Source organism: Herbiconiux sp. SALV-R1 (assembly GCF_013113715.1).
In the GTDB taxonomy this organism is placed as follows: Bacteria; Actinomycetota; Actinomycetes; order Actinomycetales; family Microbacteriaceae; genus Herbiconiux.
Map to the genome: position 1 here is coordinate 841,332 of NZ_CP053344.1, position 24,961 is coordinate 866,292.

Annotated in this window: 20 protein-coding genes, 1 tRNA gene and 1 riboswitch; of the genes, 11 read left to right on the forward strand and 10 right to left on the reverse strand. The window is 71.7% G+C overall.

All coding sequences use genetic code 11. The annotated features are described in order from the left end of the window. The first annotated feature begins 11 nt into the window (after positions 1-11). From HL652_RS04075 to gatB, 4 genes are read left to right on the forward strand one after another with little or no spacing between them, the layout of a single operon-like run. A complete protein-coding gene (locus HL652_RS04075) occupies positions 12-1,076 on the forward strand; it encodes an alpha/beta hydrolase (RefSeq protein ID WP_171704109.1) in 1,065 nt (354 codons plus the stop codon). 40 nt (positions 1,077-1,116) lie between these two features. Next, positions 1,117-1,416, forward strand: coding sequence for an Asp-tRNA(Asn)/Glu-tRNA(Gln) amidotransferase subunit GatC (gene gatC / locus HL652_RS04080; protein WP_171704110.1), 300 nt, complete (start codon positions 1,117-1,119; stop codon positions 1,414-1,416). Continuing rightward, positions 1,413-2,957, forward strand: coding sequence for an Asp-tRNA(Asn)/Glu-tRNA(Gln) amidotransferase subunit GatA (gene gatA / locus HL652_RS04085; protein ID WP_171704111.1), 1,545 nt, complete (start codon positions 1,413-1,415; stop codon positions 2,955-2,957). Before gatC ends, gatA begins: the two co-directional genes overlap by 4 nt. Then, positions 2,957-4,474 carry an Asp-tRNA(Asn)/Glu-tRNA(Gln) amidotransferase subunit GatB gene (gatB, locus tag HL652_RS04090; protein ID WP_171704112.1) on the forward strand — a complete coding sequence of 506 codons (1,518 nt, stop codon included), beginning with the start codon at positions 2,957-2,959 and terminating at the stop codon, positions 4,472-4,474. Before gatA ends, gatB begins: the two co-directional genes overlap by 1 nt. An 81-nt stretch (positions 4,475-4,555) precedes the next feature. Here gatB and HL652_RS04095 read toward each other — a convergent pair whose 3' ends face one another. Then, positions 4,556-5,143 carry a TIGR03086 family metal-binding protein gene (locus HL652_RS04095; RefSeq protein WP_171704113.1) on the reverse strand — a complete coding sequence of 196 codons (588 nt, stop codon included), beginning with the start codon at positions 5,141-5,143 and terminating at the stop codon, positions 4,556-4,558. 131 nt (positions 5,144-5,274) lie between these two features. Between HL652_RS04095 and HL652_RS04100 the strand changes: the two genes are divergently transcribed. Continuing rightward, complete coding sequence (locus HL652_RS04100; protein WP_171704114.1) at positions 5,275-5,826, forward strand: GNAT family N-acetyltransferase; 552 nt, start codon at positions 5,275-5,277, stop codon at positions 5,824-5,826. Here the strand turns inward: HL652_RS04100 and HL652_RS04105 are convergent. From HL652_RS04105 to HL652_RS04115, 3 genes are read right to left on the reverse strand one after another with little or no spacing between them, the layout of a single operon-like run. Beyond that, a complete protein-coding gene (locus HL652_RS04105; protein WP_171704115.1) occupies positions 5,823-6,824 on the reverse strand; it encodes an aldo/keto reductase family protein in 1,002 nt (333 codons plus the stop codon). The two genes, HL652_RS04100 and HL652_RS04105, sit on opposite strands and share 4 nt — an antisense overlap. Before the next feature lie 53 nt (positions 6,825-6,877). Beyond that, complete coding sequence (locus HL652_RS04110; RefSeq protein WP_171704116.1) at positions 6,878-9,460, reverse strand: bifunctional lysylphosphatidylglycerol flippase/synthetase MprF; 2,583 nt, start codon at positions 9,458-9,460, stop codon at positions 6,878-6,880. Continuing rightward, the gene (locus HL652_RS04115) at positions 9,457-10,800 is read right to left on the reverse strand and encodes an alpha/beta hydrolase (RefSeq protein ID WP_171704117.1); all 1,344 of its coding nucleotides are present in this window, start codon (positions 10,798-10,800) and stop codon (positions 9,457-9,459) included. The genes HL652_RS04110 and HL652_RS04115 overlap by 4 nt, the downstream gene beginning before the upstream one ends. 140 nt (positions 10,801-10,940) lie before the next feature. On the opposite strand from HL652_RS04115, the gene HL652_RS04120 reads away from it, so the two are divergent. Continuing rightward, the gene (locus tag HL652_RS04120) at positions 10,941-12,164 is read left to right on the forward strand and encodes a DNA polymerase IV (RefSeq protein WP_171704118.1); all 1,224 of its coding nucleotides are present in this window, start codon (positions 10,941-10,943) and stop codon (positions 12,162-12,164) included. A gap of 22 nt (positions 12,165-12,186) precedes the next feature. On the opposite strand, the gene treZ is transcribed toward HL652_RS04120, so the two are convergent. Genes treZ through glgX form a run of 3 tightly spaced genes read right to left on the reverse strand, consistent with a single transcriptional unit; the run spans position 12,187 to position 18,592 of the window. Next, entirely contained in the window at positions 12,187-14,004 is a 1,818-nt protein-coding gene (treZ, locus tag HL652_RS04125) for a malto-oligosyltrehalose trehalohydrolase (protein ID WP_171704119.1), read from the reverse strand. Between the two features lie 5 nt (positions 14,005-14,009). Next, a complete protein-coding gene (gene treY, locus HL652_RS04130; RefSeq protein WP_171704120.1) occupies positions 14,010-16,364 on the reverse strand; it encodes a malto-oligosyltrehalose synthase in 2,355 nt (784 codons plus the stop codon). A 26-nt stretch (positions 16,365-16,390) separates the two neighbouring features. Continuing rightward, on the reverse strand, positions 16,391-18,592 hold the full coding sequence (glgX, locus tag HL652_RS04135; protein ID WP_171704121.1) for a glycogen debranching protein GlgX: 2,202 nt from the start codon (positions 18,590-18,592) through the stop codon (positions 16,391-16,393). A gap of 115 nt (positions 18,593-18,707) precedes the next feature. Here glgX and HL652_RS04140 point away from each other — a divergent pair, with 115 nt between their 5' ends. From HL652_RS04140 to HL652_RS04160, 5 genes are all read left to right on the forward strand, one after another. Beyond that, positions 18,708-19,076, forward strand: a complete 369-nt coding sequence (locus tag HL652_RS04140) for a hypothetical protein (protein WP_171704122.1) — start codon at positions 18,708-18,710, stop codon at positions 19,074-19,076. A gap of 17 nt (positions 19,077-19,093) precedes the next feature. Beyond that, a riboswitch (TPP riboswitch) is annotated at positions 19,094-19,201 on the forward strand. Positions 19,202-19,301: 100 nt separating this feature from the next. Further along, entirely contained in the window at positions 19,302-19,940 is a 639-nt protein-coding gene (locus tag HL652_RS04145) for an ECF transporter S component (protein ID WP_171704123.1), read from the forward strand. Beyond that, the gene (locus tag HL652_RS04150; RefSeq protein WP_371743573.1) at positions 19,937-21,685 is read left to right on the forward strand and encodes an ABC transporter ATP-binding protein; all 1,749 of its coding nucleotides are present in this window, start codon (positions 19,937-19,939) and stop codon (positions 21,683-21,685) included. The genes HL652_RS04145 and HL652_RS04150 overlap by 4 nt, the downstream gene beginning before the upstream one ends. After that, on the forward strand, positions 21,682-22,428 hold the full coding sequence (locus HL652_RS04155; RefSeq protein ID WP_171704124.1) for an energy-coupling factor transporter transmembrane component T family protein: 747 nt from the start codon (positions 21,682-21,684) through the stop codon (positions 22,426-22,428). Before HL652_RS04150 ends, HL652_RS04155 begins: the two co-directional genes overlap by 4 nt. Before the next feature lie 16 nt (positions 22,429-22,444). Beyond that, positions 22,445-22,933, forward strand: a complete 489-nt coding sequence (locus HL652_RS04160; RefSeq protein ID WP_171704125.1) for a nucleoside/nucleotide kinase family protein — start codon at positions 22,445-22,447, stop codon at positions 22,931-22,933. 86 nt (positions 22,934-23,019) lie between these two features. On the opposite strand, the gene HL652_RS04165 is transcribed toward HL652_RS04160, so the two are convergent. The 3 genes from HL652_RS04165 to HL652_RS04175 form a co-directional block, all read right to left on the reverse strand. Beyond that, positions 23,020-24,339 (reverse strand): D-alanyl-D-alanine carboxypeptidase family protein, encoded by a 1,320-nt coding sequence (locus tag HL652_RS04165; protein ID WP_171704126.1) that lies wholly within the window; start codon positions 24,337-24,339, stop codon positions 23,020-23,022. A 153-nt stretch (positions 24,340-24,492) separates the two neighbouring features. Continuing rightward, positions 24,493-24,843, reverse strand: a complete 351-nt coding sequence (locus tag HL652_RS04170) for a metallopeptidase family protein (RefSeq protein ID WP_171704127.1) — start codon at positions 24,841-24,843, stop codon at positions 24,493-24,495. A gap of 34 nt (positions 24,844-24,877) precedes the next feature. Then, positions 24,878-24,953 (reverse strand) — tRNA-His (locus HL652_RS04175). Positions 24,954-24,961 lie beyond the last annotated feature (8 nt).

Sequence of the window (24,961 nt, forward strand, 5' to 3'; positions counted from 1 at the left end):
GGCACCTCGCGATGAGTGTGGTGAAGCGGCTTGCCGTCGCGGCGGGTGCCCTCGCTGCGGTCGCGGGCGCCGTCGCGGTCGTGCTGCGGGCGACGCCGTGGCCGTCGGTGCTCGTCATCCGCAAGGCGTTCGAGCGCGGGGCGGTGAGCAACACCGCGCAGCTGCGGCGGCACCCGCCTGCCCGTGCGGTCGAGGTCACCACCGGCATCCCCTACACCCACGCCGGGGCGCCCACCTTCGACCTCGTGCTCCCCGCGGGCCACCCGCGCGACGAGGCGCTGCCCGTCGTCGTGTGGGTGCACGGGGGCGCCTGGATCTCAGGTTTCGCCGCCGACAACGTCCCCTACCTCGAGCACCTCGCGGCAGCGGGTTACGCCGCCGTCGCCCTCGACTACACCGTCGCGCCCGAGGCCAGGTACCCCACGGCCGTGCGCCAGCTCGACGAAGCACTCGGCCACCTCACCGAGCACGCCGCCGAGCTCGGCATCGACCCCGAGCGCATCGTGCTCGCCGGCGACTCGGCGGGTGCGCAGCTGGCCAGCCAGCTCGCGGCCCTCACCGTCGACCCCGAGTACGCCAGGGCCCTGGGCCTGCGCGCCTCCCTCCGCCCCGAGCAGCTGCGCGGCGTCGTCCTCCAGTGCGGCGTCTACGACATCGCCGCCATGGCCGACGTGCACGGCATCGCCGGCTGGGGCTTCAAGGCGGCACTCTGGGCACTCACCGGCGAGAAGGACTGGTCGCACAGCGGCGCCGCGAGCACCATGTCGACGATCGACGTCATCGGCCGTACCCCGGAATCCACCGACGGCGACGACTCCGAGCATCCGATCGCCCCCTTCCCGCCCGTCTTCATCTCGGGCGGCAACGGCGACGCTCTCACGAGCATCCAGTCGCTGCCGATGAGCGAACGGATGCGCGCCGTCGGCATCGACGTCACCACCCTGTTCTGGCCGGCCGACCACGAACCCCCGCTGCCGCACGAGTACCACCTCCACCTCGACCGCCCCGAGGCGCACGATGCCCTCCGTCAGACCCTCGACTTCGTGCGCAGGGTCACCCGCAGAACCACCGAATAGAATCGACGCACACCCCTCGCGAACAGAACACCGGAGCACCATGTCCGAAATAACCCAGGAGCAGGTCGCGCATCTCGCGAACCTCGCCCGGATCGCCCTGACGCCCCAGGAGATCGAGAGCCTCACCAGCGAGCTTGCCTCGATCGTCGACAACGTGGCCAAGGTGTCTGAGGTGGCGACGGCCGACGTGCCCGCCACCAGCCACCCCATCCCGCTGCAGAACGTCTATCGCGACGACGTTCCCGGCACCACCCTCACCCCCGAGCAGGCACTCGCCGGCGCGCCCGACCACGACGGTTCGCGCTTCCGCGTCACCGCCATCCTGGGGGAGGAGCAGTGAGCCACCACGAGCACGAGATCGTGCGCCTCTCCGCCTCCGACCTGGCCGCCAAGCTCACGGCCGGCGAGGTTACCTCCGAAGAGGCGACCCGCGCCCACCTCGACCGCATCGGTGCGGTCGACACCGACGTGCACGCGTTCCTGCACACCGATCCCGAGCTCAGCCTCGCCGCTGCCGCCGCGATCGACGCTCGCCGCGCTGCCGGCGAGGAGCTGCACCCGCTGGCGGGCGTACCCATCGCCATCAAAGACGTGATCGTCACGAACGACATGCCGACGACCTCCGGCTCGAAGATCCTCGAGGGCTGGATCCCGCCCTACGACGCCACCGTCATGCAGAAGTTGCGCGCCGCCGGCCTCGTGCCGATCGGCAAGACGAATATGGACGAGTTCGCCATGGGCTCCTCCACCGAGCACTCCGCCTACGGCCCCACCCGGAACCCCTGGGACCTCGAGCGCATCCCCGGCGGCTCCGGCGGTGGCTCGGCCGCGGCCGTCGCCGCCTTCGAGGCGCCGCTCGCCCTCGGCTCCGACACGGGCGGCTCCATCCGCCAGCCCGCGCACGTCACCGGCACCGTCGGCGTGAAGCCGACCTACGGCGGCGTCAGCCGCTACGGCGCCATCGCGCTCGCCTCGAGCCTCGACCAGATCGGCCCGGTGAGCCGCACCGTGCTCGACTCGGCGCTGCTCCACGACATCATCGGCGGTCACGACCCGCTCGACTCCACCTCCCTCACCGACAGCTGGCCGAGCATGGCCGAGGCCGTCAGGCGAGCGGATGTCGCGGGCCTGAAGATCGGCGTCATCTCCGAGCTCGACGGCGACGGGTTCCAGCCCGGCGTGCTCGAGTGCTTCCGTGAGGCGCTCGACCTGCTCGCCGCGAACGGCGCCGAGATCGTCGACGTGAGCCTGCCGAGCCTGGAGTACGCCATCTCGGCCTACTACCTCATCATGCCCGCCGAGGCCTCCTCGAACCTGGCGAAGTTCGACTCCGTGCGCTTCGGCCTGCGCGTCAACCCGCCGGGCGGCGGCACCGTCGAAGACGTCATGTCGGCGACCCGCGAGGTGGGCTTCGGCGCCGAGGCGAAGCGCCGCATCATCCTCGGCACCTACGCGCTGAGCGCCGGCTACTACGACGCCTACTACGGCAGCGCCCAGAAGGTGCGCACGCTCGTGCAGCGCGACTTCGCCGCCGCGTTCGCCGGCGTCGACGTGCTCGTCTCGCCGACCGCCCCGACCACGGCGTTCAAGCTCGGCGCGAACGACGGCGACCCGATGGCGATGTACCTCAACGACATCGCGACCATCCCCGCGAACCTGGCGGGCATCCCCGGCATCTCGCTGCCAGTGGGTCTCGCCCGGGAGGACGGACTGCCCGTCGGCATCCAGTTCCTCGCCCCCGCCCGCGAAGACGCCCGCCTCTACACCGTCGGCGGCGCGCTCGAGCGTCTGCTCGAGGAGAAGTGGGGCCACACGCTGATCAGTCAGGCACCCGATCTCGCCCCGGGCGAGATGAGCGCCGCGCAGGAAGGGGCCGTCTGATGGCGAAGGCCAAGCTGATGGACTATGACAAGGCACTCGAGCTGTTCGAGCCGGTGCTCGGCTTCGAGGTGCACGTCGAGCTCTCGACGAAGACCAAGATGTTCTCCTCCGCCCCGAACTACTTCGGCGGCGAGCCGAACACGAACATCACGCCCACCTGCCTCGGCCTCCCGGGTTCGCTGCCCGTGGTGAACGGCCAGGCCGTGCGCTACTCGATCAGCCTCGGCCTCGCCCTCGGCTGCTCCATCGCCGAGTCGAGCCGCTTCGCGCGCAAGAACTACTTCTACCCCGACCTGGCGAAGAACTACCAGATCTCGCAGTACGACGAGCCCATCGCCTACGGCGGCTCGGTCGACGTCGAGCTCCCCGACGGCCGCGTGTTCACCGTGCCGATCGAGCGGGCGCACATGGAGGAGGATGCGGGCAAGCTGACCCACGTCGGCGGCTCGACCGGCCGCATCCAGGGCGCCGAGTACTCGCTCGTCGACTACAACCGGGCGGGTGTGCCGCTCGTCGAGATCGTCACCGACATCATCTACGGTGCCGACAAGGACGCGCCGGAGCTCGCGAAGGCCTACGTGTCGACCATCCGCGACATCGTCATCGCCCTCGGCATCTCGGAGGCGCGCATGGAGCGCGGCAACCTGCGCTGCGACGCGAACATCTCGCTGCGCCGCCGCACCGCGCCCGGTGAGGAACCGGCGCCGCTCGGCACCCGCACCGAGACGAAGAACGTGAACTCGCTGCGGTCGGTGGAGCGGGCCATCCGGTACGAGATCCAGCGGCAGGCGCAGATCCTCGACGACGGCGGCACCATCATCCAGGAGACGCGCCACTGGCACGAAGACACCGGCACCACGTCGGCCGGCCGCCCGAAGTCCGACGCCGACGACTACCGGTACTTCCCCGAGCCCGACCTGCTGCCCGTCGTGCCCTCGCCCGAGCTGATCGAGGAGCTGCGCGCCGCTCTGCCCGAGGCACCTGCTGCACGGCGCCGACGTCTGAAGAGCGAGTGGGGTTTCACCGATCTCGAGTTCCAAGACGTGCAGAACGCCGGGCTGCTCACCGAGGTCGCCGCGACGGTCGAGGCGGGCGCTTCACCCCAGGCTGCGCGCAAGTGGTGGTCGGGTGAGATCTCGCGCATCGCGAACGCCCGTGGTGCCGAGGCGTCGGCTCTGGTCTCGGCCTCCGACGTCGCGGCGCTCGTGGCGCTCGTCGATTCGGGGGCGCTCAACGACCGCCTCGCCCGCCAGGTGCTCGAGGGCGTCATCGACGGGGAAGGCACCCCGCAGGAGGTCGTGGATGCGCGCGGACTCGCGGTGGTCTCCGACGACGGTGCGCTCATCGCCGCCATCGACGAGGCGCTCGCCGCGCAGCCCGACGTGCTCGCCAAGATCAAAGACGGCAAGGTTCAGGCTGCGGGCGCCGTCATCGGCGCCGTCATGAAGGCCATGAAGGGCCAGGCCGACGCCGCCCGCGTGCGCGAACTCGTGCTGGAGCGCGCCTCGGCCTCGTAGCGCGCGGCCCGGCGGGCGGCCAGGCCCGCCCGCGCAGCGCCCGGGGCCCCGGGCGCTGCGACGCGGCGCGCCGGCGCCGCGTCAGCGGCGGTCGTCGCGTCCCGTGAGGGCGAGCAGGCGCGACTGCAGGGGCGCGTCGTCGGCAACGGGCACCGGCGAGGCGAAGAGGCCGCTGGCCTCGAGGGTGTCGCGCTGGGGCTCGAAGACGGTCCAGACGGCGGCGACGAGCTCCTCGTCGAGATTCTCCTCGGCGCCCACGGCTCGGGAGAGGTCCCAGGTGTGGATGGTGACGTCGGCCACCTGTTCCTTGAGGTACTCGATGGTCGTCACGGTGTCCGACGCGAGGTTCACCTCGGCCTCGGGCCGGGCGTCGTGCCAGGCCGTGGTGGCGGCGAGCGAGTAGATGCGCCACTCGTGGTGGAGGTCGGACGAGAGGGGGCGCAGCCTGCTCTTGGCCTGTCGCGTACTGAGGCCCGAGAGCAGCCACGGCACCCACTGCTGCTCCTCGATGACGTGGCTGACGAGGTCGCGCACCGTCCACTCGGTGTCGGGTGTGGGGCCGTCCCAGTCGGAGACCGCGGCGACGCGGGCGGAGAACTCGCGGTGCGCGCGCTCTTGGAGTCGCAGCCAGGTGCTGGCTTCGACGAGGGGCAGGGTGGCGTCGGTCATCGGTGCTCCTTCACGATCTCTCATGACAAGGATGGCGTGCCCGCCCGCATTCCTCACGCGCACGACGGATGCGCGTGGTCCGCGCACAGCGAACACACCGCATCCGGAACCGCGCCCGCTAGGCTCCTGACGTGAACCAGAGCGCACCCGACCTCGTCCTCCGTCCGCTGACCCCCGCCGATGTTCCGGCGCTGGTGCTGCTCAACCGGGCGAGCGTTCCCGCCGTGAACGACATCGACGAGCGGGAGATGGCGGAGCTCGTGGCCTGGTCGACGACCGCGGTCGGTGCGGTCGTGCCCACGCATCCGGATGCGGTGCTCGGCTTCGTGCTCGCCCTCCCGCCCGGCCTCGACTACGCCAGTGAGAACTACCGGTGGTTCAGCGAGCGCGGTGCCGACTTCAGCTACGTCGACCGCATCGTGGTGGCCGAGGGGCAGCGCGGGTCGCGCGTGGGGGAGCGGCTCTATCAGGCGGTGTTCGAAGGTGCCCGCGCCGCCGGCGCGACCGAGGTCGACTGCGAGGTCAACGTCGAGCCGCCGAACCCGGGGTCGCTCCGCTTCCACGGCCGGCTCGGCTTCGCCGAAGTCGGGCGGCAGGCGACCAAGGGCGGCAGCGTCGTCGTCGCGCTGCTCGCGCGGCCGCTCGAAGCGAGCGACGCCACCGCCCCCGCGCCGTTGCCCTAAGGCCGCGTCTCGGGCGAGACCGTGAGCGCGGCGTCGCGCTCGGCGAGCCCGCCGATCGCCTCGTCGATGCGGTCGAGCGCCTCCTGCGGAAGCGTCACGCCCGCCGCCTTCACGTTCGACTCCACCTGCTCGGGCCGCGAGGCGCCGATGATGGCCGAGGCCACGTTCTCGTTCGCGAGCACCCAGGCGATGGCGAGCTGGGCGAGCGTGAGCCCGAGCTCGTCGGCCACCGGCTGAAGACGCTGCACGCCTTCGAGCACGTCGTCGCGCAGGAAGCGCTTCACCATGTCGGCGCCGCCCTTCTCGTCGGTGGCGCGGCTGCCCTCGGGCACCGGCTGCCCGGGCTTGTACTTGCCGGTGAGCACACCCTGCGCCACCGGAGACCAGACGATCTGCGAGATGCCGAGCTCCTCCGAGGCCGGAACGACCTCGCCCTCGATGACGCGCCACAGCATCGAGTACTGCGGCTGGTTCGAGATGAGCTGCACCCCGAGCTGCTGCGCCAGCGCGTGGCCCTGCCGCAGCTGCTCCGCGTTCCACTCGCTGACGCCTATGTAGAGCGCCTTGCCCTGGCGCACGACGTCGGCGAAGGCCTGCATGGTCTCCTCGAGCGGCGTCTCGTAGTCGAAGCGGTGGGCCTGATAGAGGTCGACGTAGTCGGTCTTGAGGCGCCGGAGCGACCCGTCGATCGACTCGAGGATGTGCTTGCGCGAGAGCCCCGAGTCGTTCGGCCCCTTGGGTCCGGTGGGCCAGTACACCTTCGTGAAGATCTCGAGCGACTCGCGTCGTTCGCCGGCGAGCGCGTCACCCAGCACGACCTCCGCCGCCGTGTTCGCGTAGGCGTCGGCCGTGTCGAAGGTGGTGATGCCGTTCGAGAGCGCGGCCTTCACGCACTCCTTGGCGATGTCGTTCTCCACTTGCGACCCGTGCGTCAGCCAGTTGCCGTAGGTGATCTCCGAGATCTTGAGTCCGCTGCGTCCGAGGTATCGAAATTCCATGCTCGCCACGCTACCCCCGCACGCCGCGCGCTCACCCCCTGAGGAGCGCGCACTCATCTCACGCGGAGCGCGCGCACAGCCTGCCTCGTCGAGGTGGTGGGCAGATAGGCCCGGCCGAGCGCGTAGCCGATGCCGGGAAGGGCGAGCGGGTCGGGGCAGCAGAGGTAGAGCGGCCGGTGCTCGGGCCGGAACTTCGCCTTGAAGCGCATGAGCGACCGGAACCCGTACACCGGCTCGAGCACCCGGCTGAGGTAGCTCAGCACACCAGGCGCGTCGTCGCCACTCGTGGCGAGGGGCGCCGCCGAGAGGCTCACGAACGACACCCCGTCGAGCTGCGCCTGCTGGATGGTGCGGGCGATGAGGAACTCCATCACCCCGTTCATGCCGTCGGGCCGGCGGCGCATGAAGTCGAGCGTCCAGCCGGTCACCTCGCCCTCCTGGAAGGTCGGCAGCCAGCTGGTCACCCCCTGCACACGCCCTTCCGCGTCGACGGCCACCATGAGCCGCACCTCGGGGTCGGTCAGCTCGTCGACGCCGCCGAGGGTGAACCCCATCTCGGGCAGGCCCTTCTCCGCCACCCAGAACTCCGAGATCTCGGTGATCTGGGCGCGCGTGGCGGCGCCGAGCTCGCCGAAGCGCACCCACTCCGCGTGCACTCCCTCCCGGTCGGCCCGGTTGATCGAGCTGCGCAGGTCCTGCATCCGCTTGCCGTCGAGCGACCAGCCGGCCGTCGAGACGACCGTGTCCTCCGCCACCTGCAGCGACGACCAGCCGGCCTCGCGCAGGGTGCGGCGCACCGCATCCGTCGCCGAGTAGAACACCGGGGTCCACCCGTGCTCGATGCAGTAGGCGGCGAAGCCCAGGGCGGTCGACGGATGCGCGGAGCGCGGCCCGAACGGATCCCCCGTCGTGATGGCCACGGCGTTCACCACCCGGTACGCCACGGCGCCGCCCGCCGGGGAGAACCAGTAGTGGTGGCCCGGCCAGGTGACCATCCAGCTGAGGGTGGAGGGGGCGTCGGCCGCGGTCGACCCGTCGCCGGCGTGCAGGAGGGAGCGCACGCGTGAGTCGTCGCTCTCGCCGCCGCGCGGGCGGTGGGGCCGCATGCCGAGGAGGGCGATGGCGATCACGCCGATCCAGAACAGCGGGCCCACCCACTGCGTCGCGATGACGGCCACCGGCCCCTCGGGCAGGATGTCGGCGGGCTCGAGCGCGAGGAAGCTCGTGGGCACGAAGCGCTCGGGCAGGTCGAGCAGCAGGTCGCCGAGACCCGCGGTCGGCGTGAACTGGTCGCGGGCGAGCGCGGCCACCACGAAGTACACGGCCGCGACGGCGACGAAGAGCGCGGTCACCCGGGCGAGGAAGCGCAGCGCGCCGTCGCTGCCGTCGGAACGCGCCGGGAGCAGGCGCCTCGACGACACCAGGAGCACCGCGATGACAAGCGGCACCGCGGCACTCACCACCTCGAACGCGAGATGGTCTTCGGCGAGGCGTGCGGGAAGCCCCGAGCGCGAGTCGGAGGCGACGAGCGGGATGAACCCGAAGTAGACCGCGGCGAGCATCGCCTCGACGAGGTTCACCCCGATGCCGAGCCACAGGGCCACCCGGTGGCCGCGCTGGATGCCCCACGCCGCGATGAGCAGCGCGAGCAACGGCAGCAGGGTGAGCAGCACCGCTCCCGGGCCGTCGAGGCGGGAGAGCGCGACGACCTCGGCGCAGTGCTTGGTGAGCGTCACGTTCTCGCAGCGCACCGCCGCCACCGCGTAGTCGCGCAGCGGGTCGCGGAAGAGCACCCCGAGGGGGTTCAGGATGCCGGGGCCCGAGGGCGACACGATCGAGACCAGCGGGCCCAGGGCGGTGATCGCCACCACCGCGGCGAGCAGGGTGCGGGTCTCCCGGCGGGTGGCGCGGGGCACGACACCGGGGAGAACGGCGGCCGCTGCACGGCCCGTCGCCGCCCGCCGCAGCACCATGCCGAGCACGAGCCCCGCGATCGCCGCGAACAGGCGGTAGAGATCGGAGGGGTGCCCCGAGTAGAGCACGAACACGAGCACCGCCGAGAACCCCACGACGCGCACGCGGCGGCGCAGCAACGGCCCGGCGAAGGCGCTCGCCGCCATCACGACCCCGACGACCGCGATCACCGGGTCGACGGTGCGATAGGTGCGCGTCACCTCGGCCGCGTAGAGGTCGAGCCCGAGGCCGAGGGCCTGGGTGGCGAGACCCAGCAGGATGCCCACCACGGTCACGATCACGAACGCCACGATCGTGCGCAGATGGCCGAAGCGTCGTTCCGCCCAGCCCACACCCACGAGCACGACCACCGCGACGACGGGCAGTGCCGCCAGCGCGCGCACGAAGAACACCGAGGTGAGCGTGGAGGCCCAGTCGTGGTGCACGAACACGGCGTCGTACCCGGTGGCGACGAAGGCGTCGATGCCGCCGCGGGCCTTGCCGGGTTTCAGCGCCAGGCGGGTGACGCTCGCCGCGACGACGAGGCCGGTGACCACCCAGGCCACCGGGATGCTGCGTGCCAGGCGCAGCATCCGCTCGACCAGGCGGGACGCTCTCTTCAGGGCCGGCCGGCGCTCGCGAACGACGTCGTGAGCGCCGCGGCCGCCGGGTGCCGCTGTCACCGGTTCAGGCCCCAGTGGTCGGCGACGATGCCGAGGCCCTGCTTGAACACCGCCGACCACGTGGTGGCGTCGTGGGCGCTCCCCGGCACCTCGATGTAGGTGGCGTCCATGCCCGCGGCCTGCGCGTCGGCGTAGAGCCGTTGCACCCCGGGCTTGAAGGCGTCGTCGGCGCTGCCGACACCGAACACCGCGATCGTGTTCGGGTAGGGCGCCTTCGCCGCCATGATCGCTGCCGGATGCGCGGCGGCGTACGCGGCGGCGTCTCCGCCGAAGCCCTGGTCGATGGTCTTCTGCTCGTCGCCGAGGGTCGGGAACTCCTCACCCGAGGCGTCGATGATGGCGCTGAACAGCTCGGGGTGCGCGGCACCGAGCTGGATGGAGCAGGTGCCGCCCTGGGAGAGACCCCCGACGCCCCAGTACTGCGGGGAGGGGAGCACGGGCAGGTTGGCGCGGATCCAGTTCGGCACGTCGACGGTGAGATAGGTGGCGGAGTTGCCGATCGGCGAGTCGACGCACATCGGGTTCACGGCCGGGTCGGTGAGCTGGTCGGGGGAGACCACGATGGGCGCGAGGCCCTTGTGGGCTGCCGCGTAGGCGTCGAGGCTCTCCTGCAGGTGATCGGTGGTGAGCGGGTCGTCGGGCGTGCCGGGCTGCCCCGACATCATGATGAGCACGGGCAGCTTCGGCGGGTTCGCGGTCAGGGCCGCCGGGGGCAGGTACACCACCGCAGGGCGTGCCTTGAAACCGGATGCGGTGGCCGGGATGTCGACGGAGCTCACCGAGCCCTGTGCCGGCATGCCGGCAGGGGGCGTCCAGTCGGCGAGGGCAGCGGTGGAGTCGGCGCCGCCGTCGGCTCCGTCGGTGGGCGCCCCGCTCGCGTCGGGGCCGAAGGTGGGCAGGGCGTTCCCGGCGAAGGCGCTGAGGCCGAGCGCGCTGCGCACGGTGGGGTACTGGCCGAAGTCGATGTTGATCGACATGGCCGTCGTGGTGGCGAAGAGCACGATGGCCAGCGCCGCGGCGACGGCGCGGAGCGGGCGGGGGCGCCAGAGCGAGGCGGCGGCGACGGCGATGGCGGCGAAGCCGACGGCGATCCAGGTGCGCACGACGGGCGTGAGCACGGCGCCGAACAGGTCGAGCTGATCGGAGAGCAGCCAGGTCAGCCCGAGGCCGAGGAGTGCTCCGGCGACCGCCGCGACGGCGGCGGTCAGCAGCCACCCGCGGCGCGACCAGCGCGGGCCGGGTCGACGCACGACGAGCAGCACGAGTGCGGCGGCCGCGAGCAGGTACACGGCGATGACGAGCGGTCCGGAGAGGATGCCGAGGTCGAGCAGAGCGTTCACGGGTGACTTTCGGATCCGGGGGCCGCGAGCGCGGGCATCGCACAGTCTTTTCCCGTCGTCTGTGTGAATTCTGAGAGCACGCGGTGGGCCGGCCGAGAGCGGGGTCTGCCGATGTCGGTGGTGGCGCTTAGGCTCTCAGCATGGAGCCCAGTCCGCCCATCCTGCACGTCGACATGGATGCCTTCTTTGCCTCCGTCGAACTGCTCGAGCGGCCAGACCTCAAGGGCAAGCCCGTCATCGTCGGCGGGCGGTCGGCGCGCGCCGTCGTGACGAGCGCCACCTACGAGGCGCGCGCCTACGGCGTGCACTCGGCGATGCCCGTCGGCGCGGCGCTCCGGCTGTGCCCGAAGGCGATCGTGCTCGAACCGCACATGGAGCGCTACCGCGACGCGTCTCGGCGGGTGATGGCGCTGTTCCGCGAGGTGACGCCGCTGGTCGAGCCGCTCAGCATCGACGAGGCGTTCCTCGACGTGGCGGGGGCCAGGCGGCTGCTCGGCGAGTCCGACGTCATCGCCACCGCGCTGCGGGCCCGCGTGCTCGCCGAGACGGGGCTCACCTGCTCGGTGGGGGTGGCCCCCACGAAGTACATGGCGAAGCTCGCCTCGGGGAGGGCGAAGCCCGACGGCATGCTCGTCATCCGCCCGTCGGAGGTGCTGGCGTACCTGCATCCGCTGCCCGTGCGGGCGCTCTGGGGCGTGGGCGGCAAGACCGCCGAGCACCTCGAGCGCTACGGGCTCATGACCGTGGGCGAGCTCGCCGCCGCGCCGCTCGGCACCGTGGTGGCGGCCGTCGGCGAGGCCGCCGGCACGCGGCTGCACGAGCTGGCGAACGGCATCGACCCGCGCGAGGTCGTCACCACCTCGCAGGAGAAGAGCGTCGGGCACGAGCGCACCTTCGACGTCGACGAGCGCTCGCCCGAGGTGCTGCGCCGCGAACTGCTGCACCAGTCGAACCGGGTGGCGGCGCGGCTGCGGGCGGCGGGGCTCGTGGGCAAGACGGTGGCGCTGAAGCTGCGGTTCTCCGACTTCACCACCATCTCGCGCTCACGCACCCTCGCCGAGCACACCGACCTCGGCAAGCGCATCTACGACGAGGTGTCGAGCGTGCTCGAGGCCGCGTGGAAAGACGGCGCCCCCGTGCGGCTCATCGGCGTGCGCGTCGAGCAGCTCACCGAGGCGGGTGAGACCCTGCACCAGCCGTCGCTCTGGGCCGACGAGACCGTGCCCTCCGAGGGGTGGCACGATGCCGAGCGCACGATCGACAAGGTCGCCGCGCGCTTCGGCACCGACATCGTGCGCCCCGCCTCCCTCATGCGCTCACCCGCCTCCGGCGAGACCGCCGAGCGCAACGGCACCCGCCGCTGACGGGTGGGGCGGAGCCCCGACCCTAGGGGAGGGCCGTCACGATCACGCTGTGGGGGGCGATGTCGAGGGGGCGGCCCGCGTGGCGCGACGGGGGTGCCGGGTGGAGGAGGGCGTGGGTGTCGACGAGCACCTCGCCGGCGCCCGGTGCGATCGTCGCGAGCTCACGCGGCTCGTCGGAGAAGTTCACGACGAGGGTGATGGTGGGCCGCGTGAGCACGAGCCAGCGCTCCTCCTCGCTGAACTCCACCGCGATCTCGGCGAGCCGGAGCTCGTCGCCCGGCGGCAGCGTGGCCCGCACCCGCGCAAGCGCCCGGTAGACCTCGAGCATGGCCCGGTGCTCCGGATGCGCGGGGTCGTCGAGCTCGTGCCAGTCGAGCTTCGAGCGGGTGAAGGTCTCGGGGTCTTGGGGGTCGGGCACGGCGCTCTCGTCCCACCCCATGCGCTCGAACTCCGCGATGCGCCCCGTGGCGGTGGCCTCGCCGAGCTCGGGCTCGGGGTGCGAGGTGAAGAACTGCCACGGCGTCGACGCCGCCCACTCCTCGCCCATGAACAGCATCGGGGTGAACGGGCCGAGCAGGGTGAGCGCCGCGGCGATGGCGAGGTCGTCGACCCCGAGGGTCGCCGTGAGCCGGTCGCCGATCGCCCGGTTGCCGATCTGGTCGTGGTTCTGCGACGCGACGACGAGCCGCCAGGGCGCCGTCGCGGCACGGTCGAGCTCGACGCCGTGCTCGCGCTCGCGGAAGCTGGAGTACGTGCCGTCGTGGAAGAACCCCTTCGTGAGCACCTTCGCGAGCGCCCCCACCGAGTCGAAGTCGGCGTAGTAGCCCGAGGTCTCCCCGGTGAGGTTCACGTGCACGGCGTGGTGGAAGTCGTCGCTCCACTGCCCGTCGAGCCCGTAGCCGCCGTCGTCGCGCGCCCGGAACATCACCGGGTCGTTGAGGTCGGACTCGGCGATGAGCATCCGCTGCACCCCCGTCGAGGCCGACAGCTCCTCGACCTCGGCCGAGAGCTCCGCCAGCAGGTGCACCGGGCCGTCGTCGACCAGGGCGTGCACCGCATCCAGCCGCAGGCCGTCGACGTGGTAGTCGCGCAGCCACATCAGCGCGTTGTCGAGGATGAAGCGGCGCACCTCGGCGCTGCCCTCGTGGTCGAGGTTGACGCTCGTGCCCCAGGTGTTGCTCGAAGCGTCGTTCAGGTACGGGCCGTAGAGCGGCAGGTAGTTGCCGCTCGGCCCGAGGTGGTTGTAGACCACGTCTTGGATGACGGCGAGCCCCGCCGCGTGGCAGGCGTCGACGAAGGCGCGGTAGCCCTCCGGGCCGCCGTAGGCCTCGTGCACGGTGAACCAGGCGACCCCGTCGTACCCCCAGTTGTGCACGCCGTTGAAGCCGTTCACGGGCAGCAGCTCGACGTGCGTGACGCCGATGGAGCGCAGGTGGTCGAGGCGCTTGCGCGCCGAGGCGAGCGTTCCCTTCGGGGTGAAGGTGCCGACGTGCAGCTCGTAGATGACGGCGCGGTCGACGGGCAGCCCCGTCCACGAGCCGTCGCTCCACTCGAACGTCGCGGGGTCGTCGGTGCGCGAGAGTCCGTGCACGCCGTCGGGCTGCCGGCGCGAGCGCGGGTCGGGGTAGGGCCCCTGCCCGTCGAGCAGGTAGCCGTAGTCGACGCCCGGCTTCCAGGTGACCGCGCCCTCCTCGGGCCGCCACCACCCGTCGTCGCCCTTGTGCAGCGGAACGGTACGGATGCGCGCAGCACCCGCCCCCGAACCGGCACCCGCCTCACGCAGCAGCAGCTCCACTCGCGCCGGTCGTGGCGCCCACACGGCGAAGTCGTTCTCGGTCATCTCGTTCAGTCCTCGTCGTCGACGCGCTGCAGCAGCGCGACCGGATAGTGGAACAGCAGGTCGCTCACGCTCACGGGCCCGGCGCTCACGAGTCTGCCGGTGAGCGCGTCGACGTAGCCGTTGCGCGCCGCGGGCAGCTCCAGCGTGGTGTCGCGCCAGCCGCCGCTGCGGGCCAGCCCGATCGGCAGGCGGGTCGCGACGGTGATCGCGCCACCCCGGTCGAAGGCGATCAGGTGCGAGGCCGCGGGGCCGGTGGCCTCGAGCCCGCGGTACCCGGTGAACAGCTCGGGCCGATCGCGACGCAACCGCAGCGCGACCGAGACCACGAGCAGCTTGGCGGCGCCGAGCTCGTCGAGGGCGGGTGCCTCGCCCGCGTCCTGCTGCTCGAGCAGCTCGGAGCGCTCGCCGAAGTCGACCGGCCGGCGGTTGTCGGGGTCGACCAGCGAGTAGTCCCAGAGCTCCGTGCCCTGGTAGACGTCGGGCACCCCGGTGGTGGTGAGCTGCACCAGCTTGGCCGACAGGGAGTTGCTGCGCCCCGCATCCGTGATGGTGGCGACGACGCTCTCCACGAGTCCGCGCGCGACCGGGTCGGTGAACACCTGGTCGATCGCCGTCTCGAAGCGCCGCTCGAAGTCGTCGGAGGGGTCGAGCCAGCTCGTCGAGACGCCCGCCTCGCGCGACGCCTTCACGGCGTAGGCCTTGGCGCGCTCCCGGGAGATCGGCCACGTGCCCACGATCGCCTGCCAGAGCAGGTTCTCGAACGGCCCGTCGCCGAGGGGCAGCAGCGAGCGGATCTTCGCCAGCGCACCACCCCACCCCTCGCCCAGCTCGGCGAGCACCGAGATGCGGGCCCGAGCATCCTCGGCCCGCTTCGTGTCGTGGGTCGACAGCGTCGTCATGCTGCCGGGGAGCGTCTCGAGCCGCCGCTTCTGCGCCTCGTGGAACTCGGGCACCGTCACGGCGAAGTGGTCGGGGTCGGCCCCGACCTCGGTGAGCGAGGTCAGCCGGGTGTAGCGGTAGAAGGCGGTGTCTTCGACACCCTTCGCCATCACCATCCCCGAGGTCTGCTGGAACCGGATGCTCGGAGCCGTTCCCGTGCGACCGAGCGCCTCCGCGGTCTCCCGCAGCACGCTCTCGAGCTCGGGCCGGTGCCGCACGGCCAGCTCGAGCGCCTCGTCGAGCTTCTCGCGGCCCGCGGGGAGATACGAGCGGTAGACCGGGAAGCAGGTGAGCAGTTCGGCCACGGCGTCGCGCAGCACCGCGGTGTCGGTGGGGGTGGGCACCCCGCCGGCGCGCTCGAGGTCGCGCACGATGCGCCGCACCTCGGCGTTCAGGATGCCGTCGGCGATGCCGCGCTTCGTGCCGTGGATCATCTCGGCGTAGTCCTCGACCGGGAGCCCGCTCGAGATGCGGAGCTCACGGTCGAGCTCGTCGAGCGCCGCCTCGCCGTCGGGGTCGACGAACACCCGGTCGATCAGGGCGAGTGCGTCGTATCCGGTGGTGCCGGCCGAGGGCCAGTCGGGCTCGAGCGGCTCGTCGCCCTCGAGGATCTTCTCGATCAGCACGTAGCCGCCGCCCGTGAGCTCGGCGAGTCGCTCGAGGTACCCACCGGGGTCGGCGAGCCCGTCGGGGTGGTCGACGCGCAGACCGTCGACCAGACCCTCGTCGAACCAGCGCTTGATCTCGGCGTGCGACTCGTCGAACACCCACGGCTCCTCCACCCGCACGGCGGCGAGCGAGGAGACCGCGAAGAAACGGCGGTAGTTGAGGTCGGTGCTCTCGCGCCGCCAGTTCATGAGCTCGTAGTGCTGCCGCGAGTGCACCGTCTCGGCGTCGGCACCGTCGTCGGCGGTGCCGGGGGCGATGGGGTAGCAGTGGTCGTAGTACGCGAGCATCGGCTCGCCGCCGCCTCCGTCGCGCTCGATCGTCAGGGCGTCGAGCGAGTCGTCGCCGAGCACCGGGATGCGCAGCCTGCCGCCCCCGGCGTCCCAGTCGACGTCGAAGGCGTCGGCGTAGCGCGAGCCCCTGCCGTGCTTCAGCAGGTCCCACCACCACGGGTTCTGCGACGGGGTCGCCACCCCCACGTGGTTCGGCACGATGTCGACGAGCACGCCGAGCCCCGCCTCGTGGGCCGCGGTAGAGAGGGCGCGGAGCCCGTCGGGGCCGCCCCGCTCCTCGTCGACCCGCGAGTGATCGGTGACGTCGTAGCCGTGCTGCGAGCCGCGCTCGGCCTGCAGGATCGGCGAGAGGTACACCCAGTCGACGCCGAGACGCTTCAGGTAGGGAACCAGTCGCGCCGCATCCCACAGGGTGAAGTCGGCGGTGAGCTGGAGTCGGTAGGTCGACCGGGGCACGCGCATCCGGTGGTCTCCTGTTCGGGTTGAGGTCAGCCGACCGAGGGGGTGGTGGGGATGACGATGGCGGAGGTGTCGGCTTGCGCCGAGAGCGAGGCGGCCACCGAGTGGTCGGGCTCGACCTCGGGCTCGCGGTGGAGGCGCAGCACCTGGAGCGAGCGGCCTCCCACGGTCAGGCTCGACGAGGCGGGGAGCGCCTGAGAGTCGGCTGCTCCGCCCGCGGTGTCGATCACGACGTCCCATGACTCGGCGTACTCAGCGGACGGCAGGGTGAAGTCCTGGTCTTCGTCGTGTGCGTTGAAGTAGAGCAGGAAGTGCACGTCGGTGAGCTGCTGTCCCCGCGCATCCCGCGCCCTGATGCCGTTGCCGTTGAGGAACACCCCGACGGCGCGCGAGAGCGGGGAGTCCCACTGCTCGGGCTGCATCTCGGTGGCGTCGGAGTTCAGCCAGACGATGTCGGGCAGGGGCTCGCCCGCGCCGCGCTTCACGGGGCGGCCGTCGAAGAAGCGGCTGCGCCGGAAGGTCGGATGCTCCTTCCGCAGACGCAGCACCGCGGCGGTGAACTCCACCAGCGGCAGGTCTTCGCTGTCCCAGTGCACCCACGACAGCGGCGAGTCCTGGGCGTAGGTGTTGTTGTTGCCCTCCTGGGTGCGGCCCAGCTCGTCGCCGTGCAGGAGCATCGGCACACCCTGTGAGAGCATCAGCGTGGCGATGAAGTTGCGCTGCTGGCGGGCGCGCAGGGCGAGCACCTCGGGGTCGTCGGTGGGGCCCTCCGCGCCGGAGTTCCACGAGCGGTTGTGCGATTCGCCGTCGTTGTTGTCTTCGCCGTTGGCGTCGTTGTGCTTCTCGTTGTACGACACCAGGTCGCGCAGCGTGAAGCCGTCGTGGGCGGTGACGAAATTGATCGACGCCACCGGGCGGCGGCCGGAGTGCTCGTAGAGGTCGGCCGACCCGGTGAAGCGGCTCGCGAACTCGCCGAGGGTCGACGGTTCGCCCCGCCAGAAGTCGCGCACGGTGTCGCGGTACTTGCCGTTCCACTCCGTCCACTGCGGGGGGAAGTTGCCCACCTGGTAGCCGCCGGGGCCGACGTCCCACGGCTCGGCGATGAGCTTCACCTGCGACACCACCGGGTCTTGCTGCACGAGCTCGAAGAAGGTGGAGAGGCGGTCGACGTCGTAGAACTCGCGTGCCAGGGCGCTGGCGAGGTCGAAGCGGAAGCCGTCGACGTGCATCTCGGTCACCCAGTAGCGCAGCGAGTCCATGATGAGCTGCAGCGAGTGCGGGTGGCGCACGTTGAGGGTGTTCCCCGTGCCGGTGTAGTCCATGTAGTACCGCTGGTCGTCTTCCACCAGACGGTAGTAGGCGGCGTTGTCGATGCCGCGGAAGCTGATGGTGGGGCCGAGGTGGTTGCCCTCGGCCGTGTGGTTGTACACCACGTCGAGGATGACCTCGATGCCCGCCGCGTGCAGCGACTTCACCATGCCCTTGAACTCCTGCACCTGCTGGCCGCGGTCGCCGGCGGAGGCGTAGGTCGACTGCGGTGCGAAGAAGCCGATGGTGTTGTAGCCCCAGTAGTTGCTGAGGCCTTTGTCGATGAGTGTCGAGTCGTTCACGAACTGGTGGACGGGCATCAGCTCGATGGCGGTGATGCCGAGCTTCAGCAGGTGCTCGATGACCTTCGGATGCGCGAGGCCCGCATAGGTGCCCCGCTGTTCCTCGGGCACGTCGGGGTGCAGCTCGGTGAGGCCCTTCACGTGGGCTTCGTAGATGACGCTCTGGCTGTAGGGGATGCGCAGCTTGCGGTCGCCCGACCAGTCGAAGAAGGGGTTGATGACGACGCCGTAGGTCATGTGCGCCGCGGAGTCGTCGTCGTTGCGGGAGTCGGGGTCGCCGAAGGTGTACGAGAACAGCGACTGGTCCCAATCGATCTCGCCGCTGGTGGCCTTCGCGTACGGGTCGAGCAGGAGCTTGTTCGGGTTGCAGCGCAGACCGTTCTCGGGGTCGTAGGGGCCGTGCACGCGGTACCCGTACCGCTGCCCGGGCTGCACCTGGGGAAGGTAGGCGTGCCAGACGAAGGCATCGACCTCCGTCAGATCGACGCAGGTCTCGGTGCCGTCGTCGTCGAAGAGACAGAGTTGCACGCGCTCCGCCACCTCGCTGAAGAGGGCGAAGTTGGTGCCGCTGCCGTCATAGGTGGCGCCGAGCGGGTAGGCCGATCCTGGCCACGATTCCATGGGGTCTCCTGTCGATTCTCCGATCACCGTACCCGGTTAGCGCCGCGCGGCCATCGGCTGGGAAGGGGCTTGTGCAGGGCTGTTCAGGGCGACCCGTTCGCGGTAGCGTGTCGCCATGGCCAACCTCGTGGAAACCCTCACCGACGCCACCAAGTCCATCGGGGTGAACGCCGCGTACGGCGCCCCCGTCGAGATCGACGGGGCGAGCTTCGTTCCGGTCGCCCTGGTCTGGGCGGGCTTCGGCGGCGGCAACGGCAACGCATCCTCTCCGGGAGCGACCGAGAAGAAGATCGGTGCGGGTGACGCCGGCGGCGAGGGCTTCGGCGGGGGCGGCGTGAGCGTGCCGATCGGCGCCTACGTCACGGGCCCCGACGGCAAGGCCACCTTCGAGCCGAACCTCATCGCGCTGCTCGCGGTGTCGCTGCCCGTGGTCGTTGCGACCGGGTGGGCGCTGTCGCGGTTCGTGCGGGCGCTGAAGAAGTAGCGCCTCTGGGCGTATACTCGGTGCCACACGGGAGTCCGGTGAGCCGGGCTGAGAGGAAGGTTCTCAACCTTCGACCGTCGAACCTGATCTGGATCATGCCAGCGCAGGGAGGCATCTCTACGCCGCGACAGCGGTGTGCTCGCGGGTCGCGCACCAGCGCGCCTGTCGATCGCGCCGCCTGACGGCCAACCCGTGCCCCTTCCACCGAACGAAAGGGCACGACCAGTGCATTCCACCGTCACCACCAGTTCCACCACCTCCGCCCAGAAACCCGGCCGTCGCCGCAGTCTTCGCTGGCGGGTCGTCGACATCGTCGTGGCCAGCGTCATCGGCGTGGCAGCCGGGCTCATCTTCTGGGCCTGGGGCATCGGCTACACCCCCATCGCCACGCCGCTCGAGGCGCTCCTGCCCGGCGCCCAGTCGCTCACCGGCGGCGTGTGGCTGTTCGCCGGCGTGCTGGGCGGGCTGATCATCCGCAAGCCGGGCGCGGCGATCTACACCGAGCTCGTCGCCGCCGCCGTCTCCGCGCTCGTCGGAACGCAGTGGGGGCCGCTCACCCTGGTCTCCGGTCTCGTGCAGGGGCTCGGCGCCGAGATCGTCTTCGCCGCCTTCCTCTACGCGAACTACCGCGTCTACGTGGCGGTGCTGGCCGGTGCCGGGGCGGGGCTCGCCCTCGGCCTGAACGACTCGATCCTCTGGTATCCGGGGCTCGGCACCGCGTTCTACGCCGTGTACATCACCTGCGCCGTCATCGGCGGCGCGATCGTCGCCGGCCTGCTGTCGTGGGTGATCGCGCGGGCACTCGCGCGCACCGGGGCGCTCAACCGCTTCGCCGCGGGTCGTGAGGTGACGGCGCGCGCGTGAGCGGCGAGGCGCGCGTCGGCCCTCCGGGCCGGACGGGAGGGGCGGCGAGCCCGGGCGACGACCCGGGTGTCGCCGCCGACTCCGTCGCGCCCGCCGGGTTGCGCGCCTCCTCGTGGGGGTGGCGGCACGCCGGCCGCGAGGCGTGGGCGCTGCGTAGGGTCGACCTCGTCGTCGAGCCGGGGGAGCGGGTGCTCCTGCTCGGGGCCTCCGGCGCCGGCAAGTCGACCCTGATGCACGCCTTCGCGGGGGTGCTCGGCGGTGCCGACGAAGGCGAGGAGGAGGGCGCCCTCGAGGTGGGCGACACGGATGCGCGGCACGCCAGAGGCCGCGTTGGCCTGCTGCTGCAGGACCCCGACTCGCAGTTGGTGCTCGCACGGGTGGGCGACGACGTCGCCTTCGGCTGCGAGAACCTCGGGGTGCCGCGCGAAGAGATCTGGCCCCGCGTGGAGCGGGCGCTCGACTCCGTCGGTCTCGGCGACCTCGCCCTCGACCATTCCACCTCGGCGCTCTCGGGCGGGCAGAAGCAACGGGTCGCGCTCGCCGGGGTGATGGCGATGCTCCCCGGCGTCGTGCTGCTCGACGAGCCCACCGCGAACCTCGACCCCGAGGGGGTCGTCGAGGTGCGCGACGCCGTGGGGCGCGTGGTCGAGCAGACCGGGGCCACCCTCGTGGTGATCGAGCACCGGGTCGACGTGTGGCTCGACGTGGTCGACCGGGTGGTGGTGCTCGAGCCGGGCGGCGGCGTCATCGCCGACGGCACGCCGCAGCGGGTGCTCCGCGATCGCGGCGCGGAGCTCGCGCGCGACGGCGTCTGGGTTCCGGGCATCGACCCGCTGGGCGGTCGCCGCGCGCGCCGCGGCGCGGCGGGTACCGCGGTCGCGGAGGTGGCGGCCGGTCGCGGCGTCACGGCGTCGGGTGCCGGCGTCGGCACGGCGGCAGACGGTGCGGCGGGAGCCAGCGAGGCGGAGGCGGTGGCGGCGAAGGCCGGCGCCGGTGTGGCCGACGGGGCGGAGCTGCTCGCCACGCGCGGGCTCGCGGTGACGCGCGCGCCTGAGGCGCCCGTGGCGGCGGTCGACGACACCGTCGTCGCTGCCGCGCGCGCGGTCGCGGTCACGGGGCGCAACGGTGCGGGCAAGTCGACCTTCGCGCTCACCCTCTCCGGGCTCCTCCTGCCCGCGGCCGGCGAGGTGCGAGCCTCCGAGCTGCTGCGAGGCGTCGACGGCGATCTGCCGGCGGTCGATGCCCGGCCGGCCCGGCGCATCCGTTCGCTGCTCGGCCGACGGCGGCGAGCATCCGTGCCGGGGGTGCACCCGGGCGACTGGGGCTCGAAAGAGGTGCTCACGCGCATCGGCGTCGTGTTCCAAGACCCCGAGCACCAGTTCGTGACAGGATCGGTGCGCGCCGAGCTCGAGGTCTCGCTGCGCGCACTCGGTCTCTCCGAGGGCGAGATCGCCGAGCGGGTGACCGAGGTGGCGTCGCGCCTGCGCCTCGACCGGCTGCTCTCGGCCAACCCGTACACGCTCTCGGGCGGAGAGAAGCGCAGGCTCTCGGTGGCCTCGGCGCTCGTCGCGCGCCCCGCGGTGCTCGTGCTCGACGAGCCCACCTTCGGGCAGGACTCGCGCACCTGGGCCGAGCTCGTGCTGCTGCTCGGCGCCCAGCTCGATCGCGGCACCGCCCTCGTCGCCGTCACGCACGACCGCGCCTTCGTCGAGGCGCTCGCCGACCACGAGCTGGTGATCGGGTGACCGCCGTGAACCCGGTGGCGAAGCTCGCCGCCTCGCTGCTGCTCAGCGCGCTGCTCATCGTCACCATCGACTGGGTGTCGGCGGCCGTCGCGCTCGCTCTCGAGAGCATCCTGTTCGTCTGGGCGGGGTTCACGCCGCGCGCCTTCTTCAGGCGCACCCTGGCGATCTGGATCGCCGCGCCCCTCGCCGGCGTCACCACGCTGCTGTACGGCGTCGCCTCGGGCACGAGCTACGTCGAGTTCTGGCTCGTGCACGTCACCGACGGGTCGATCGCGCTGGCGATCGCGACGACCTTGCGCATCCTGGCCGTGGGGCTGCCCGCCGTGGTGCTCTTCGCCACCATCGACCCGACCGACCTCGCCGACGGACTCGCCCAGGTCTGGCACCTGCCCAGCCGGTTCGTGCTCGGGGCGCTCGCCGGCATGCGCCTCATCGGCCTGTTCCTCGACGACTGGCGACAGCTCGAGCTCGCCCGCCGCGCCAGGGGCCTCGGCGACCGCGGGCGGCTGCGCCGCTTCGCGGGCCAGGCCTTCGCCCTGCTCGTGCTCTCCATCAGACGCGGCAGCAAACTGGCCACGGCCATGGAGGCGCGGGGCTTCGGCGGCACGGCGACCCGCACCTGGGCCCGGGAGTCGGTGTTCGGTGCCGGGGACTGGATGCTCGTGGCGGCCGGCGTGAGCATCGGCGCGGTGGCGCTCGCCGTGTCGATCGCGACCGGCTCGATCAACTTCATCATCGGATGAACGGGGCACGCCGACCATGACCGTCATCCTCATCGACGGCCCGAGCGGATCGGGCAAGACCGCACTCGCGCACCGCGTTCTCGCGGAGTGGAGCGGCGCCGACCGGCCGACCCTCGTGCACCTCGACGACATCTACCCCGGCTGGGACGGACTCGACGCCGCCAGCGCCCACGTCGCCGAGCACCTGCTCCGACCGCTCCGCGCCGGGCTGCCCGCGCGGTGGCAGCGCTGGGACTGGGCCGCCCACCGGCCGGCGAAGTGGACCGAGGTCGACCCCGCGCATCCGCTCGTCATCGAAGGGTGCGGGGCGATGAGCGCGGACAACGCGGCGCTGGCCGACCTGTGCATCTGGGTGGAGGCCGACGACGGGGAGCGCAAGCGGCGCGCGCTCGCCCGCGACGGCGAGCTCTACGCCCGCGAATGGGACAGGTGGGAGCGGCAGTGGCGGCGCTTCGTGCAGCGGGAGAACCCGCGGGCTCGAGCGACGGTGGTCGTGCCGACCTGAGCCGGGTCGTCACGTTTCGGGCGCGTCACGCTTGGGTGCCGGCTTCAGTCGTGCGCTCTCAGCCCTGCGCTCTCAGCCCTGCGCTCTCAGCCCTGGGTGCGGGAGTCGATGAACGCGGTGATGACAGGCACGGGGTTGAGCAGGCGCCAGATCGGTCCCGGGTCGCCGATGCGGCCGTCGAGCTCGAGGCGCACGGTGACCGGGCCGTCGGGGGTCGTCACCGTGACGCTGCCCACCTCCTCGCCCTTCGACCCCGTCGAGAGCTGCTTGGCGTCGACCTGGTACTCGAGCGGGGTCGTCACCCACACCAGCTGCGACTCGGTCGAGGTGGCGACGCCGTGGGCGGTCTCGCCCCACGGGGTGGTGTAGGTCACGAAGCTCTGGCCCTCGCTCACCACCGGCGTGGGTGCGACGGTGCCGGCGGCGGAGGTGGCGAGGGCGGCGAGGTCGGAGTCGAGGGTGTCCCAATCGGGTTCGCGGAGGAAGGCGCCGTAGATGAGGGCGGGTTGTGCCGTATCGTCGCCGGTGCCGGTCGCAGCGCTGGCGTCGCCGTCGCCCGCCTCGCCGGCTGCCGCACCGCCGCTCGGGTCGAGGGCGAACAGGAAGCACACGCCCGCCTCGTCGGTGTAGCTGCGCGAGATGCCGGTGTAGCCGAGCTCGGGCTGGTACGCCGCGCGGTTGTCGACCGAGCGGCCGCCGGGCAGCGAGGCGGTGTCGAGGGCCATGATCTCCGAAATCGACGCCTCCGAGAAGGCGAGCGCGCTCACCCGGGCGAGGTCGGATGCGGTGCCCACGTCGTCTTCGTCAAGGCCGTTGGTGTCGACGAGGGTGATGCCGTCGAGGCCGCGGGCCGCCAGCCAGGCGTCGGCCGCCTCGAGGTAGGCGTCGACGGACCCGAAGGCCCACTTCGCGAGCAGATCGGCGTGGTTGTTGCTCGAGCCGAGCAGCATCGCCTCCATCACCTCGCGCTGCGACCACCACTCGCCGGCCGAGACGGGAACGGCGCGAGCGCTCTCGGCGACGAAGCGGTTGTACTCGGAGACGTCGGCTGCGGTGATCGGAATGTCGGGTCCGTCGCTGCCGGCGAGCAGGGGTCGCTCGCTCAGTACGACGAGGGCGGTCACGACCTTGGCCGTTCCGGCGATCGGCACGGGTTCTTCGGGGCCGCCGGTGGCGAGCACGGCGGTGGCGACGTCGGCGACGACGGCCGAGGCGCCGGTCTCGGGCATCGCCGGTGTGAAGGCACCGCTCGCTTCGTTCGGTGCCTCGGCGAGGGCAGCGGATGCGGTGGGCAGCGGCCCGACGAGGGTCGCCGGCCCGTAGACGCCGATGCCGAGGATGACGACCACACCCACGACGATGCCCAGTGCGCGCAAGGCCTTCCGGGCCGCCGAGGTGTCCGCCATGCCTTCCAGGCTAGGCGGTGGGGTGGGTGCCGCCCCAGAGCGACGCGGTGACGAAACGGTATCGGTGGGGCGGCGCCTTGCGAGCGCTGCTGTTCTCCCGTGTCGCGCATCCAGTGTCGCCGTAGCGCGCATCCGGTGTCTCGAGCTTGGCGGTCAGCCCCAGCCGAGTTCGTGGAGGCGCGCGTCGTCGATGCCGTAGTAGTGGGCGATCTCGTGCACGAGGGTGATGTGCACCTGGTCGCGCACCTCGTCGACGTCGTCGCAGAGGGCGAGCAGCGACTCGCGGTAGAGGGTGATGCGGTCGGGCATCTCGCCGAAGCCGTACTGGCCCCGTTCGGTGACGGCGACGCCGTCGTAGAGGCCGAGCAGGTCGAGCGAGCCGTCTTCGGGCCGGTCTTCGACGACGAACACGACATTCTCGAGACCGTCGAGCATGTCGTCGGGGAGCTGGTCGAGTTCGTCGGAGACGAGTTCTTCGAAGTCGTCGGCCGTCATCTCGACCATGGCGACCTCCGGGTCGGTGGCCCTAGGCCACCCGTGGGGTGAATAACGGGACTCGAACCCGCGACATCCGGCACCACAAGCCAGCGCTCTACCAACTGAGCTATATCCACCATGTTCA